Annotated in this window: 7 protein-coding genes and 3 pseudogenes; 7 read left to right on the forward strand and 3 right to left on the reverse strand. The window is 60.1% G+C overall.

Annotated features, from left to right (window positions below; genetic code table 11):
- The 6 genes and pseudogenes from JCM21793_RS24630 to JCM21793_RS24645 all read left to right on the forward strand — a co-directional run.
- Positions 1–863, forward strand: an 863-nt coding sequence (locus JCM21793_RS24630) for an MFS transporter (RefSeq protein ID WP_051556132.1), incomplete at its 5' end; no start/stop codon positions are given.
- A 296-nt stretch (positions 864–1,159) separates the two neighbouring features.
- A pseudogene (locus JCM21793_RS24635) lies at positions 1,160–1,724 on the forward strand (cysteine hydrolase family protein).
- Between the two features lie 303 nt (positions 1,725–2,027).
- The gene (locus tag JCM21793_RS07210; protein ID WP_007008464.1) at positions 2,028–2,636 is read left to right on the forward strand and encodes a TetR/AcrR family transcriptional regulator; all 609 of its coding nucleotides are present in this window, start codon (positions 2,028–2,030) and stop codon (positions 2,634–2,636) included.
- Between the two features lie 13 nt (positions 2,637–2,649).
- Positions 2,650–3,809 (forward strand): annotated as a pseudogene (locus tag JCM21793_RS24640) (isovaleryl-CoA dehydrogenase).
- Between the two features lie 55 nt (positions 3,810–3,864).
- The gene (locus JCM21793_RS07220) at positions 3,865–4,590 is read left to right on the forward strand and encodes a flavodoxin family protein (RefSeq protein WP_025029934.1); all 726 of its coding nucleotides are present in this window, start codon (positions 3,865–3,867) and stop codon (positions 4,588–4,590) included.
- 25 nt (positions 4,591–4,615) lie between these two features.
- Positions 4,616–6,221, forward strand: a pseudogene (locus JCM21793_RS24645) (carboxyl transferase domain-containing protein).
- Positions 6,222–6,239: 18 nt separating this feature from the next.
- Here JCM21793_RS24645 and JCM21793_RS07230 read toward each other — a convergent pair.
- The 3 genes from JCM21793_RS07230 to JCM21793_RS30170 all read right to left on the reverse strand — a co-directional run bounded on the left by JCM21793_RS07230 (position 6,240) and on the right by JCM21793_RS30170 (position 10,773).
- Complete coding sequence (locus JCM21793_RS07230) at positions 6,240–6,866, reverse strand: DUF922 domain-containing Zn-dependent protease (RefSeq protein ID WP_007008461.1); 627 nt, start codon at positions 6,864–6,866, stop codon at positions 6,240–6,242.
- A 239-nt stretch (positions 6,867–7,105) separates the two neighbouring features.
- A complete protein-coding gene (locus JCM21793_RS30165) occupies positions 7,106–8,689 on the reverse strand; it encodes an SRPBCC family protein (protein ID WP_244439691.1) in 1,584 nt (527 codons plus the stop codon).
- Positions 8,602–10,773, reverse strand: coding sequence for a hypothetical protein (locus JCM21793_RS30170; RefSeq protein ID WP_244439692.1), 2,172 nt, complete (start codon positions 10,771–10,773; stop codon positions 8,602–8,604). Before JCM21793_RS30170 ends, JCM21793_RS30165 begins: the two co-directional genes overlap by 88 nt.
- A 914-nt stretch (positions 10,774–11,687) precedes the next feature.
- On the opposite strand from JCM21793_RS30170, the gene JCM21793_RS07240 reads away from it, so the two are divergent.
- Entirely contained in the window at positions 11,688–13,643 is a 1,956-nt protein-coding gene (locus tag JCM21793_RS07240) for an acetyl/propionyl/methylcrotonyl-CoA carboxylase subunit alpha (RefSeq protein WP_025029935.1), read from the forward strand.
- Positions 13,644–13,669 lie beyond the last annotated feature (26 nt).

Below are 13,669 nucleotides of genomic sequence, written 5' to 3' on the forward strand. Positions count from 1 at the left end.
ATCCCCGCCGTCTTTGCCTGATTGCCGACAGGGTCCCGGAAGCGCGGCATGCTGAGGCCATGGGGCTCGTGATGCTCGGCATGACGGCCGGCATCGCCCTCGGCCCCGCACTCGCGGGCATTCTCACGCAGGTTTTCGGATGGCGTGCGCCGTTTCTGGCAAGTGCCGCCGGCTGCCTCCTGCTGATGTTTCCGGTCGGCCAGGTTCTCCGGTTCGATGGAGAAACATATGCGATGGCGGTCCGGCCGCGTTTCAGGGGCCTGAAACGTGATGTTCTCACGCTCCTTGCGGCAAAGGCTCTCTGGAACGGGGCAGCTGTCGCGGCCTTCGGTCTCAGCGGTGAAATGCTGCGCCAGCGCTTTGCGACAGACACACTTCAGACCGGCCTCTCGGTCGGCTTCTTCGGTGTCGGGCTGGCGATCGGCAATTTTTCAGTCGGCGTTGCCAAACGGATGCTTCGCGGCGATCAGGCGCTACTTTTTGCCGCCGTTCTGCTGCTAATCCTCACCTTCGCCGTGTTCCTGTTCGCACCGCTCCCGCTTGCAGGAGCACTCCTTTGTCTTGGTGGATGGGGCGTGGCGCTGGGTTTTGCCGCACCTGCCAGCACGGCCCTGATCGCACAGAGGGCCGGCGATACACGGGGACTTGTTCTCGCACTTTCCGAAAGCGCCAACAATCTGGCGCTTCTTGCTGTTCTGTCCCTCGCAGCTTTCACCCTTCAGACCTTGGGCCCGATCGCCGCAGGCATGGTGCTTGCGGGCGGGCTTGCGACGGGAGCAGCGCTGCTTTTCCTGGACGTTTTGGTCCAGAAGCGCGCGGGAAAACACGGCAATGGCTCTTGTGAGCGGGGCTATAGTCGCTAAGGGTCAGGACCCATTAATATGGCCGCAATGGCGATCGATAGACCAAGAGATGCAAGGAGAAGCCCGCAGAGCGGGGTCCTCCCCCCGGTCAAGGGGTTTGACGCAGCAGGTCGCCGGTCTATCGAACGTCCTTCGGATCGGCCTGATTTGCACGGCCTACTTTGTCGCAAGACCTTGAAAGACATGAAGTCTTCCTGCGGCCTTGCTTCGCGTATCCGCACGAATCAGGCCGACCATTGCGGCCATATTAATGGGTCTTGACCCTAACAAACAGCGCTCAGGGAAACGAACAGGCAATGACTTTCCAGACTGATTTGAATGATGCCGTTCTTCTGCTGGTCGATTTCCAGCAGGCCTTCGATGGCCCTCCCTGGCCGCAACGCTGGAACAATGATGTCGACCGGAATGCCCTCGCCCTGCTCGCGGCGTGGCGGAAGGCACGGCGGCCCGTCATTCACGTGCGCCATGATTCCGTCGAAACCGGCTCCACCCTTCGCCCGGGTGAACCTGGCCATGCGATGCGGCCGGGCTTCGAGCCGCTGGCCGGCGAGCAACTCGTGACCAAGAGCGTCAACTCTGCATTCATCGGAACCGATCTCGACCTCAGCTGCGCCGACTTGGTGCGAAAACGGTGGTCACATGTGGCATTTCCACCGACATGTGCGTCTCGACACAATCCGCACGGGCGCGAATATGGGGTGGGCAATGATGCTGGTGGAGGATGCCTGCGACTGTTTCGCGCTTCCGGATGGCAAGGGAGGCTCGCTTAGCGCCGAAGACGTGCACCGCGCTCACGTGGCGACGCTCGGCTTCGAGTTCTGCAAGGTCACGTCGACTGATACGCTTCTGGAAGCGCTTTGAACCGAAGCGGGTAAATTCTGGAACCCCGGCCCGGCAGTCGCATTCTAACTGCAACGGAGCCGCCCGTGTCAACCGGGCATGACGGTATGGAGAACAGGGCCGATTTTCCCGGTTTCCCGCCCTGGCATCAACGCATTGGCATACGTGCTTCTGTCCCGTCCGTGCGGCTCCGTTTTCTCCCCAAGCGCAAAGACCGCCCTGCCCCGTCATCCCGGATATGAAGGAGGCAAAGTTTTCTATCCGCCTCTCTCTATCCTTGAATTAATTGAACGTTCGTTTTATTATTGTGGAAAGGGAGGCTCCATGGCGCGAACGACCGGTTCTGACGGTGAAAAGACGGAAGCGGCGATCCGCGAGGCTGCGCTGGAGCTCATCGCACGGCTTGGCTTCGAGGCGATGTCGATGCGCCAGCTTGCGGGCCAGGTCGGTGTACAGCCAGCCGCGCTCTACCGCTATTTTCCGACCAAGGAAGAACTGCTCTACGCGCTCATGTGCGAGCACATGGAAAACCTGATCGCTTCCTGGGGGGAAGTGCGTCCTGCAACTGGCTCCGAAAAAGAAAGGCCGGCAGGACGCCTTGCAGCATTTGTCGAGAACCACATCCGCTTTCATCTTTCGCGCCGCAACGCCACCCATGTGAGCAATCTGGAACTGCGCAGCCTCTCCGAGGAACGCCTCCGGCACATTCTGGGCATGCGCAGCCAGTATGAAGGCGAGCTGCGGCGCATTCTGGCAGACGGCCAGCGCGACGGCGTGTTCCGCATCGACGATGTAGCGCTGACAGCGATGGCGATCATTCAGATGATCACGGGCGTGATTGTCTGGTTCCGCCCGGAACTGCGACTTTCCGAAGATGAAGTCGCCGCTAATTACCACACCATGACCATGCGCCTTGTGGGCGCTGAGACGTGACCGGAGGAGACCGATGTACACCGGATCAATGAATTTCGGGCTTGGCGAGGACATCGACGCGCTGCGGGAGATGACGCATCGCTTTGCACAGGAAAAGATCGCGCCGTTGGCGGCGCAAATCGACGAGAGCAACGAGTTTCCCGCCCATCTCTGGCAGGAAATGGGTGCGCTCGGCCTGCTGGGCATGACGGTCGATCCGGATCATGGCGGCTCGGGTCTCGGTTATCTGGCGCATGTGGTTGCGATGGAGGAGATTTCACGGGCATCCGCTTCGGTCGGCCTCTCCTATGGCGCGCACTCCAATCTCTGCGTCAACCAGATCCGCCGCTGGGGGAACGACGCGCAGAAGGAAAAATACCTCCCCGCCCTGTGCTCGGGCGAAACCGTGGGCGCGCTGGCCATGTCGGAAACAGGTGCGGGTTCCGACGTCGTCTCCATGAAACTTCGGGCGGAAAAGCGCAATGACCGCTTCGTCCTCAACGGGTCGAAGATGTGGATCACCAACGGCCCGGATGCGGGCACGCTGGTGTCTATGCAAAAACCGATCCCGCCGCAGGGCCGCGCGGCATCACCGCCTTCATCATCGAGCGCGACATGAAGGGGTTCTCCGTCGCCCAGAAGCTCGACAAGCTCGGCATGCGCGGCTCCAACACGGGCGAACTGGTGTTCGAGGACGTCGAAGTGCCGTTCGAGAACCTGCTCGGCGAAGAGGGCAAGGGCGTCAACGTGTTGATGTCCGGGCTCGACTATGAGCGTGTGGTACTGGCCGGCGGACCGGTTGGCATCATGGCTGCCTGCCTCGACGTGGCCGCGCCCTATGTGCGCGAGCGCGAGCAATTCGGCCAGCCGGTCGGTTCGTTCCAGCTCGTGCAGGGCAAGCTCGCCGACATGTACACGGCGATGAATGCCTGCCGCGCCTACGTCTATGCCGTGGCGTCCGCCTGCGACCGGGGCGAGACAACCCGCAAGGATGCGGCCGGCTGCATCCTCTATGCGGCGGAGAAAGCAACCCTGACGGCACTTGACGCAATCCAGCTTCTGGGCGGCAATGGCTATGTGAACGAGTTCCCCGCAGGACGGCTTCTGAGGGACGCAAAGCTCTACGAGATCGGCGCCGGAACGAGCGAGATCAGACGCTGGCTGATCGGGCGCGAGATGATGTCGGAGGCGTGAGAACCATGTCCGCTCCCGCGCGTTGACCGTGGTCAGACACGTCAGGAGAAGTATCATGCCGCTGAATGTTCTGCAGAAGCGCCTTGCCGATGAAAACACCGCCGATTTTTCGGACCTGAAGGCGCTGTTCATCAACACGACACTGAAACCGAGTGATCGGGCCGCCTCGCACACGGAAGACCTCATGCAGGATTCCCTGGCGCTTATGGATCGGTGCGGCGTTGGGACCGAATACTTGCGCGCCGCCGATTTCAACATTGCCTTCGGGGTGTCGCCGGATATGCGCAAAGAAGGAGCGGCGGTCGACGACTGGCCGGAGAAGATTTGGCCAAAGGTGAGTGAAGCCGACATTCTGGTGATCGGTTCGCCCATCTGGCTTGGTGAGGAGAGCTCCATCTGCCGTCTTATCATCGAACGGCTCTACGCCCATTCCGGCCAGCGCAACGCGAAGGACCAGTATATCTACTATGGCAAAGTTGGCGGGGCCGTCATCACCGGCAATGAGGATGGCATCAAGCATGTAGCAAAGACCGTGCTCTACTCCCTTCAGCATGTAGGCTATACGATCCCGCCCCAGGCCGATTGCGGCTGGATTGGCGAAGCCGGTCCCGGTCCCTCCTACGGCGATGAAACCGAAGACGGCAAACGTGCCGGCTATGACAGCGCGTTCACACGCCGCAATCTGACATTCATGACCTTCAACCTTATGCACATGGCACGCATGCTGCGCGACGCGGGCGGCTTGCCAGAGCATGGGAATCAAACCACGGATTGGGCATAGTGCCCTATTCGCCGCAGGAGATCGCATGACCGTCCTTCAATCGCAGCTTTCCCCTTCCTCCGACGCATACAGGGCCAATTTCAACCGCATGCAGGCGCTGGTCGGCGAAATGGCCGAGAATGCCGCCGTGATCGAGCGCGGCGGGTCGGACGAGGCGCGTGAACGCCATGTTAAACGCGGCAAGCTTCTGCCGCGCGAACGGCTTGCGCAACTGCTCGATGTGGGCGCGCCATTTCTCGAGATCGGCCAGTTCGCCGCCTTCGACATGTATGGCGGGGACATCGCCTCTGCCGGCCTGATTGCCGGTGTGGGGCGCATCGAGGGACGCGAATGCGTCATCGTCGTCAACGACGCCACGGTGAAAGGCGGCACCTATTATCCACTGACGGTCAAGAAGCATCTGCGCGCGCAGGAGATCGCGCTCGAAAACAATCTGCCCTGCGTCTATCTGGTGGATTCAGGCGGTGCCAATCTTCCAAACCAGGACGAAGTGTTTCCCGACCGGGATCATTTCGGCCGCATCTTCTACAATCAGCCAACATGTCGGCGAAGGGCATTCCGCAGATCGCCTGCGTAATGGGGTCGTGCACGGCCGGCGGCGCTATGTGCCAGCAATGAGTGACGAAACGGTGATGGTGAAAGGCAACGCCACCATCTTCCTCGGCGGCCCGCCGCTCGTGAAGGCGGCCACCGGCGAAGTGGTAACGGCGGAGGAACTCGGCGGCGCGGAGGTGCATACACGCGAATCCGGCGTTGCCGACCACTATGCGCTGGACGATGAGCATGCGCTCGCGATCGTGCGGCGCATCGTCAAAAACCTGAATCGAAAGAAGAGCATATCGCTCGATCTTCGCAAACCGATTCCACCGGTTTACGACCCGCACGAGATCTATGGCATCATCCCCAGCGATACCCGCCAGCCTTACGATGTGCGCGAGGTGATCGCACGCGTGGTGGATGGCTCCGAGTTCGATGAATTCAAGGCCAATTACGGCACCACGCTCATTACCGGGTTTGCCCATATTTACGGGATTCCGGTGGGCATTCTGGCGAACAATGGCGTGCTTTTCTCCGAAAGTGCGCTGAAAGGCGCGCATTTCATCGAATTGTGCTGCCAGCGGAAAATCCCGCTTGTTTTCCTCCAGAACATCACCGGCTTCATGGTCGGACGCAAATATGAGGCCGGGGGTATCGCGCGCGACGGCGCCAAGCTGGTGACTGCGGTCGCAACCGCACAGGTGCCCAAGGTGACAGCGATCATCGGCGGCTCGTTCGGCGCCGGCAATTACGGCATGTGCGGCCGGGCCTATTCTCCCCGCTTCCTCTGGATGTGGCCCAATGCGCGCATTTCAGTGATGGGCGGCGAGCAGGCGGCAACCGTGCTTTCCATCGTCAAGCGCGAAGGCATCGAGCGTAAAGGCGGACACTGGAGTGCGGAGGAAGAGGCCGATTTTCGCCGGCCCATTCTGGAGAAATACGAACGTGAAGGCCATCCGCTTTATTCGAGCGCGCGACTTTGGGATGATGGCATTGTCGACCCTGCGAAGACACGCGAAGTGCTTGCCCTCTCGCTCGGCTCTGCTCTGAATGCGCCGATCGGCGATACGAAGTTCGGTGTTTTCAGGATGTAGGATTTCGGACAGGGGGCGTCAGTTGCTGCGTTGCCTGTCACCATTGATGAATTCCATCACCAGGCGGTGGACATTGCCGCCATCGCCCATCTCGACCCGGTCGAATTCGCGGCTGCGCTGACGCTGCTCCTGGGACAGGCGGCCAAGATGTTCCTGCAGTTTCACCCGCACCTTCCGGCACCCCGGATCCTGCTCTGCACGCAGGCCGACGGATACGGCCTCGATCTTCTTCACCATGTCGGTGATGATCTCTCCGTGGACACGCTCGTGGGTTCGCACACCGTCACTGAAGCGCTCCCATGCCGCCTGCGTCTGCGGGGGAAGGCTGCCTGAAACCTTCGGCAGGCGATAGGTGATGGTCAGCTTCGGTTTCGCCGATGCCAGAACGCAGGCACCGTCGTTGCGCGGCTGATAATCCCGTTGCCAGGTCAGCCTGAAATCCGTGTAGGCGATCACACGGCGCACGCCGAGCTTTGGTCCGCGTTCGCCGATGGACCTGTAGAGATCGAGAGCTGTCGAGCCGGAAATGGTGTAAGGTTCGATGCGCTCGACCGGCTTCCAGTCAGCCAGCGCCACGCCTGGAAAAAACGCCACTGCCGCAGCTGCATACGCCCAGCGGATATTGACCAAATCCAGTGCCCCCATAATACCCAGCGCTTCCGACCGAATTGCTGCAACTGAAATAACAGACCGCCAGAGCTTCGGAAAGGAAGCCCTGGCGGTTTAATGTCCCGCGACTTTCGACAATGACTTTGTCCAAATGAGGACAGGTTGCTCTCGCTGTCGGGAGTGGAGTGGCGGGCGCCTCCCCCCCTCGAGCGACGCCCGCCTCGGGCCTCAGAACTTCCCGACAACGTTCAGGAAGGCTCCGCGGTCGTCCAGCGTCAGATCACGGAGATCGTCTGAGAAGCGCCCGAAATTGTAACCCGCACCGACCTTGAAGTTGTTGCCAACATGCCGGTAGAGGCTGCGAGGGCGCCGTAGTCCATGGACTCGATTTCCGGAAGATAGAATGCCCGTCCTTCAATCATCGCATCCCAGTTCTTGACCACATGCAGGTCGGCGCGAAGGATGCCAAGATGTGCCGAAGACTTCTCCCAGCTACCCATTGACTTGCTGCCGTCACGGCTCCTTGCCCGGATCTCGCCGAGACGCATACCGTATTTGCCACCAATGGAGAGCCATGGCAGGAGATCGTAGGTCAGGTCAGCGGAGACAATGTGGCTGCGCTGAAGCGGCCCGTTCGTCGAACGCGACATGCTGCTGATCTGGTCATTGCCGGGAAGGTTGTAGAGATATGTATACCGCAGCAATGCGTTCAGCAGATCGTTGTCCACCGGTCGATAGGCGTACCCCAGCGATCCCTCGATATAGTCTCCGTTGTAGTATGTTCCAAATGGCGTCTGTGAGATAACGGCATCGACACTTCCAAGAACCCGACCGTACCCGTCGTGATCCATGGTAGCACCGGCACTCATGACATAGGTGTTGCGGGTGCGGGTTTCGTCGTCGGACCGCTCAAAACGGGCTTCGCCTCGAACGCGTGCGCTGACACCCATCTCTTCATCCTTGAAGCCGACACCCAGCGAACCTGCATAACGTTCGAAGTCGGCATATGGCGATCCGGTCGCGGGATTGATGCGCTCATCCTCGATGTTGCCGGCTTCGATACCGCCATCAAAGGTCCATGCGACATCCGGTGTGTAAATGACACCATAGCGCTGAGCCAGTGAATTGCGGCGTCCGAAGAGATCGAAATCGGCTTCCGAATAGGCCGAGATTACATCGCTCATGCGCTTCTTCACACCCGCGACCACCGCACCATGGTCACGACCCTGCAGATCATAGCCATAGCTGCCATCGGTCGCGCGATCGGGATCGAGGCGATAACCGATGTAGTAGTGATCTTCCGGCGTCGGGTCGTAGGTCAGGGCTGCGAGACCGCCAATTCCCGACTTGCCCCAGGATACCTCACCCTCAGCACCGAGTTTCTCACTCAGACGTACTTCGGCACCAACGCCGTAACGATCATTCTTGGCAATGTTGCCTTTCCGATCCACCGTGCCCTGCACGAAACCGTAGTAGAGGTAGTCGTCATTCTGCCGATAGTCGACGCGCAGACCTGCATCCAGCCGGGTACCGTCATAACCGGATTTGCCCGAAGCAATCGCTGCCGGCGAATGAAGCTTCGAATATGCAATGCCGAATGCAGCTTTCCAGTAGGCGTCAAAGGCGTAGCTGACTTCGAGCTCCGCATCGCTGCGCTCCCGCCCCTCCTCATTCTGATAATCGTCATACGACAATTTGAGGTTCATGTTGGCGCTCAGAGGAATTTCGGTTTCGACGCCCCAGCTGCGTTCATCAGCATCCACCTGCTCGGTCACGCTGGAAAAACCGGCCTCCTTCTGCTCGTAGTAGCCGCCAAGTCTGCCGGCAGTGCCGAGCCAGCGGAAATCCTTGAAGGCCATTTGACCACGGAGCTCCAGGCTTTCGCCGAGAGGCCCTCACGCCCCGCCGTATCCTGATCGGCCAGGGTCAGACCGCCATCCGTGGAGCGAGACAGCCCAAAGCCGGGGCCCTTCGAATAGGCAATCTCACCGTCGATATAGGTATCATCTGAACGCTGGACCCTGAGGTCTGCGCCATAGGCTTTCTGGTCAGACAGTCCCGTTGAATCCTTGATCCCCGTTGCGCCCAGTCGAACATGTTTTCCGACCCAGGTCTGCGCGCGGCCGCCAAAGACGTAGTTCTCCATATCGCCCGCGCGAGCGCGGTATTCGTACTGGGCGACCATATAGGCCTTGAGACCACCCAGTGCGCCATCGCGAACCGCACCGTCATCAATAGAACCGGATGACAATGGCGCGTCGAGAATGACGACACCCTGCAGATAGTCGATCGTGTAATCTTCGCCATAGACCAGCGCCCGCCGTTCGATGATCCGGCCAGTGACCTTGTCCCGATATTCGATATGCAGGGTTTCGGAACCCTCTATGATGCGCTGCCGCTTGAGAAAATAGGCGGAGCCGCCGGTCCCCAGGAACTCGTCACGCTGCGGCAGTGTATCAGGTTTGGCGGCAAAGGCCGTTGCTTCGAACTTGGGCTGGCCATTCGCGGTGTTGCCTGCCGAGCGGAGGACCATCTCGGCGCCATAGAGACCGCGATCCACCTGCAGGAAGCGCGTGCCTGAAATCTTGGTCTTGTAGTTGCCCCACATCACATGACTTTCACCGCGCTGCAGGCGCACATAGAATTTCCCGTTTGTGGGAGCATCTTCCACCGAGGTGGAGTCATCCCCATACACAGGATAATACTTGTCTGGATCAATGCGACGGAGGAGTTCCCTCGGGTCTCGGGCATCAAGGTCCCTGAAAAGGTTCCTCACCTCGTTTTCGCCGGTATCGGCGGCCGCTGTGAGAAGGAATTTTCCCTTGATCTTACCGCGGAGATAGAATGCCAGGCGGCCCGAATTCCACACCTTGTCGAATTCGCCCGTCCGTACCTCCTCAATTCCGCTGTCGCCGGTCCGCTTGCCGACGGTGAAGTCTGCAAGCGCGACATAGAACCAGTCGTTTGTCGGTATGTTGACATCCCGGCTGAAGTAAAGGCCACCCGCCTTCGAACCGCCGTCGACAGCGACATCGACCACATGCTGGCCTGGCGGCAGAATGCGCTGGGTGACGAAAGTGCCCTTTGGATCAAGTGGCACGAGCTCGTCAAAGGCGACGATCCCATATCCATCGGGAACATTCTTGCCATAGACCGTTATCGCACCGCCATAGACCGGAATATTGCGGAAGGCAGTCCGGTCCTCCGCATTGCCCGGCGCCACGCCATGTCCGGAATCGGAGAGGAATTCGCCGCGCGTGCTGGCGATGGTCATCGGCACCGTTTCATCGAAGCGGCCCTTGGCATCGTAGACACGCAGCACATAGCGGAACTCACGGCCGCTTCGTGCGGGCATGACCCAGGCGGCCTCGTCGTTAACATTGATCGGGACGACAGCCACAGGCTTGTTGGCCCAGGCGACATTGTCCTCGTATATGCGCACCTCTGCCCGACTGATGAATGCAGGATAATTGGAGGTCGCATAGAAACGGATTGGCTCCCCTTCCCGAAAGATGCGCTGTACGGGCACGGTCGACACGTTGAGCAATGGCTCGGCGTCCAGCCCGTCGAACTTGATCTGAATATCCACGGAACTCAGATCGAGATCTGTCTTCCGCTGCTTGTCGACGGAACGTGCATTAGGCGAGACGCCAAACATGCCCTCGTTCGTGATCTGGCCACTTTCATCGACGACCTGGCCATCAACGGAAATGACGAACGGGACGGCAGGCCGGTCACCGGGCCCCGCCCGTTCCGTGTTCTCACCGATCCGCAGCCTGCCAACGGAGCTGTTGTCCAGCATCTTTCCCCGCATCGCGGCAGGACAGGCCACACCGCCACAATCGCCCTCGAGGTCGACCAGCGGTGGCAATTCGTCCCCCTTGTATACGGGGGAACCGTCTCCCGGCACGACCATTGGAGCTCCGCCAACCGTTCCCTGCATGGGCGCGCCTCCGACGATACGGGCGTTCTGCCTCAGGGGTGACGGAGAAAAAAGCGGCGGCTCGGGAATAACCTCCCTCCCCTCCATGTCTGCTGCTAAGAGCGGGCCGATTTGCAGAGTAGCCGAGATTGTTACAAGACTACTCGCGAACAGAAAGCGGGATGGTGAATATTTCATCATGGAATTTCCATCTGTTGTCTGCTGACAAGTTCAGCGAATTGCTCCGCTTCACGCCTCCGAAGGTCCCAAACTCACTGTCGTACGCGCGGCCGCTGCGGTTCACCGGGAGTGCAACCCCACCGGTCCGCCTTTTCTCGCCTGTTGTTTTGCTACCCGCGCGCCGAGAGGCCATACGCTCCCGGTTTCGCAACGCTTCACTACTCGAGCAGCTCAAACGCGCGTACAGAGTTTCAAGATCAAATTACGTCGAACGCGAACCGGCTGTTTTGGAATTCCCCGATCGGACCAGGCAAAAGGCCATCAAAGTCAGGCCGTTTCGGGATACACACAGCAGTATTCTCTGCGTCGGAAAACGGATCATCTAAAGAACGCAAAGCACATGTCAGACATGCAAGCCGCATGAACACCCCGACACTTTGGCAAAAACATAATTGAAAGATGCGGTTATGAAGCAGTTGTTTTGGGTATTCTTACCGAATTGCGGGCTCGACGATACTGTATGAATTACCCGGCGCCTGTATCAGGCCTGCGCGGGATTGCCAGATTCAGGAACCTATCCCAAAATGCGGGCCGCTGCACCGGCAGCCTTCAATGCCGTTCCGTGCCGTCGACTCTAGAGGCAACCGCACGTGGCATCGGTTCCTGCGGAATGAATGATGGCCCAAGCAGATTTCCCGCCACAAAACACGCTCAACGCATTATGGTGTCTCTGCTTCGTAGGAGGAACGCTCTGCATGTTTGACAAGATTCTGATCGCCAATCGTGGGGAAATCGCCGTCCGGATCATCCGAACCGCCAGGCGTCTGGGGATCGCCACGGTTGCGGTCTATTCCGATGCGGATCGGGACGCGCTGCACGTGCGCATGGCCGATCAGGCGGTGTGCATCGGCCCGGCTCCGGCGACCGAGAGCTATCTCGATGGAGACAGAATTATCGCTGCTGCGCTTGAAACCGCAGCGCAGGCCATCCACCCGGGCTATGGCTTTCTCTCGGAGAATCCCGACTTCGTCGAAAAGGTGGAGAACGCCGGCCTTATCTTTGTCGGCCCGTCGTCGCAGGCCATCCGGGCAATGGGGCTGAAAGACGCCGCAAAACGGCTGATGGAAAAAGCGGGAGTGCCGGTCGTTCCCGGCTATCACGGCGATACGCAGGCGCTAGTCGCGCTCGCTTCCAAGGCCAATGAAATCGGCTATCCGGTTCTGATCAAGGCGCGGGCGGGCGGCGGCGGCAAGGGCATGCGTCTGGTGTCCGATCCCGATGCGTTCCCGGATGCTCTGGCCGCGGCCCAGCGGGAAGCCAAGGCTGCCTTCGGCGATGAACGCGTGCTGGTGGAAAAATACATTCAGACACCCCGGCACATCGAGGTGCAGGTTTTTGGCGACAGCCACGGAAATGCCGTGCATCTCTTCGAACGCGATTGCTCGGCCCAGCGCCGTCATCAGAAGGTGATCGAGGAAGCCCCCGCGCCCGGCATGAACGAAGAAACGCGGGCGGCGATGACCGAGGCCGCCGTGAAGGCCGCCAGGGCCATTTCCTACAGCGGTGCCGGCACGATCGAGTTCATCGTCGACGCATCGGAAGGACTGCGGCCGGACCGGTTCTGGTTCATGGAGATGAACACGCGGCTTCAGGTGGAACATCCAGTGACAGAGATGATTACGGGTGTCGACCTGGTGGAATGGCAATTGCGGGTGGCGGCGGGCGAGCCCCTGCCACGCACACAGGACGAAATCACGGTGAGCGGCCATGCGGTGGAAGCCCGACTCTACGCCGAGGATGCAACGCGTGACTTCCTGCCGGCAACCGGGACCCTGCACCATTTGCGGTTTCCCGATGGCATTGAAACCGCACGCCTGCGCATTGATGCCGGCGTTGCGGAAAAGGATGCCATAACCCCGTTCTACGATCCGATGATCGCCAAGCTGATTGTCCATGCGCCCACACGGGAGGAGGCGATTGAGGGGCTCGCCGACGCGCTCGAGAAGACCGAGGTCGCCGGCTCGACCGTCAATCTCGGCTTTCTGACACGACTTCTGCGCGACGATGATTTTTCTGCCGGGCGACTGGAGACCGGCCTGATCGGACGCAAGCAGGACGTTCTGACCAAAACTGCCCCTCTTAAGGCGCGGCATCTTGCGGCAGCCATTGCGGCAACGAGCGGAGCCGCATCTTCAGAAGATACATCCGATCCGTTTTCCACAATTTCGGGTTACGGCCATTTCGGGCCGCTCCGCCACAAACGCACGCTGATAAACGGTGAAGAGGCGGTGGAAGCCCGCGTGGCGGCGCAGGCCGATGGCGCGCTGGCAGTTCACCTTGGTGACGATGAAGCCAGCCGGCCAATCATCGTACGCCGCGATGACCCCACCCGCATCGCTTCATGGCCGGGCCATATTACGGTGTTCGAGGGCGCGGATGCGCTGACGCTCAAGGTGCCGGACCGGCTGCAGGCAGCCGAGGAAAGCGGCGGCGGCGACCGGCTCAGAGCTCCGATGCCCGGGCTGGTGAAGCTGGTGCGCGCTTCGGTCAACGAGACGGTCCAGAAGGGTCAGCCGCTACTGGTGCTCGAAGCGATGAAGATGGAGCACACCATCACCGCGCCGCATGACGGCGTCGTCGCCGAAATCGCGACCGAAGGTCTGCAGGTCAATGACGGCGCGATGCTCGTCCGCTTTCAGGAAGCAGAGTAGACTCGCGCACACGTAAAGGCGCCCTG

The sequence above is a fragment of the Nitratireductor aquibiodomus NL21 = JCM 21793 genome, from assembly GCF_000615975.1.
GTDB classification, from domain to species: domain Bacteria; phylum Pseudomonadota; class Alphaproteobacteria; order Rhizobiales; family Rhizobiaceae; genus Nitratireductor; species Nitratireductor aquibiodomus.

Coding starts and splice junctions, on each gene's coding strand:
- JCM21793_RS30170 (WP_244439692.1), bottom strand. CDS start 10,773: ATGCAGGGAACGGTTGGCGGAGCTCCAATGGTCGTGCCGGGAGACGGT.
- JCM21793_RS07220 (WP_025029934.1), top strand. CDS start 3,865: ATGCCGCTGAATGTTCTGCAGAAGCGCCTTGCCGATGAAAACACCGCC.
- JCM21793_RS07230 (WP_007008461.1), bottom strand. CDS start 6,866: ATGGGGGCACTGGATTTGGTCAATATCCGCTGGGCGTATGCAGCTGCG.
- JCM21793_RS07240 (WP_025029935.1), top strand. CDS start 11,688: ATGTTTGACAAGATTCTGATCGCCAATCGTGGGGAAATCGCCGTCCGG.
- JCM21793_RS07210 (WP_007008464.1), top strand. CDS start 2,028: ATGGCGCGAACGACCGGTTCTGACGGTGAAAAGACGGAAGCGGCGATC.
- JCM21793_RS30165 (WP_244439691.1), bottom strand. CDS start 8,689: ATGGCCTTCAAGGATTTCCGCTGGCTCGGCACTGCCGGCAGACTTGGC.